Origin of the sequence: Streptomyces sp. YS-3 (assembly GCF_045257485.1) — a bacterium.
In the GTDB taxonomy this organism is placed as follows: domain Bacteria; phylum Actinomycetota; class Actinomycetes; order Streptomycetales; family Streptomycetaceae; genus Streptomyces.
In genome coordinates this window covers 1-1,078 of record NZ_JBJHPC010001061.1, presented here as the reverse complement: position 1 = coordinate 1,078, position 1,078 = coordinate 1, and the positions used below count along the sequence as shown (strand labels likewise).

General features: G+C 76.4%; 1 protein-coding gene. It reads right to left on the bottom strand.

Going from position 1 to position 1,078, the window contains the following annotated elements:
• Positions 1 to 914 (bottom strand): small ribosomal subunit Rsm22 family protein (locus tag ACJA3G_RS37465; RefSeq protein WP_406557467.1); only part of this gene is annotated, 914 nt, incomplete at its 3' end.
• Between the last annotated feature and the right edge of the window lie 164 nt (positions 915 to 1,078).

Sequence of the window (1,078 nt, the reverse complement as noted above, 5' to 3'; positions counted from 1 at the left end):
GTCTCCCTCCGCAGCACCCCCTCCCCCGCACACAGCTCCAGCAGCACCAGGCCCTTGCGGATCTGCGGGCGCCGCGTCACGCGGTTCGCGGCGGGCTCGGCCGCCACCCCCCGGACCGCCGCCACATAGCTGAACTTCTCGTCCTCGTACGCCAGCGACCCCCCCTTGACCTGCCGGTGCAGGGACGAGCGGCTGACCCGGGCGGAGAAGTGGCACCAGTCCGTGCCGGGCTCGATCGGGCAGGCGGCGCTGTGCGGGCAGGGCGCCGCGACGGTGAACCCGGCCGCGATCAGGCGGTCCCGGGCCTCGATGATCCGGGCGTAGCCGTCGGGGGTGCCGGGCTCGACGATGACCACGGCGCCGGTCGCCGCGCGGGCGACCGCGTCCACGAGGGCCCCGCGGTCCTCGGTGGTCAGCTCGTTCAGGACGTAGGAGACGGTGACGAGGTCGGTCTCCGGCAGGCTCAGCGCCGTACCGATCCGGGCCCGCTCCCAGCGGATCGACCGCAGCCCCTCGACGCCGGAGGACTCGGCCAGTTCACGGCCGAGCGCGAGCGCGGGCTCGGCCCAGTCCAGGACCGTGGTCGCGGGGGACCACGCCTCGGCGACGGCCCAGCTCGCCGCGCCGGTGCCGCCGCCGACGTCGGTGTGGGTGGCGGGAGACCAGTGCGGCGCCGCGTCCTGGAGGGCGGCGAGCGCGGACCGTACCGCCTCGAAGGTCGCGGGCATCCGGTACGCGGCGTACGCGGCCACGTCGGAGCGGTCGCGCAGCACCGGCGCGTGCGTCTGGGTGGCACCCCGGTAGTTGGCGATCAGCCGGTCGACGGCCCGCGCGGCCTGCGACGGCGGCAGCCCGTCGAGCAGCCCGGCGAGGGCGGAGCGCAGGGCCTGCGGGACGGGGACGTTCTCGTTCACCCCGGGATTCTACGGGCGCGGTACGGAGGCGTCGGCGCGCCCGGGGCGGCTCAGGCCGCGGTCTGCTGCCGCTGCCAGGGCCGGCACAGCAGCAGGAAGCAGAGCAGCGCCGCCACACCGGAGGCGAGCTGCACCACCGCCATCGGCACCGCCGTCCCCTCCCC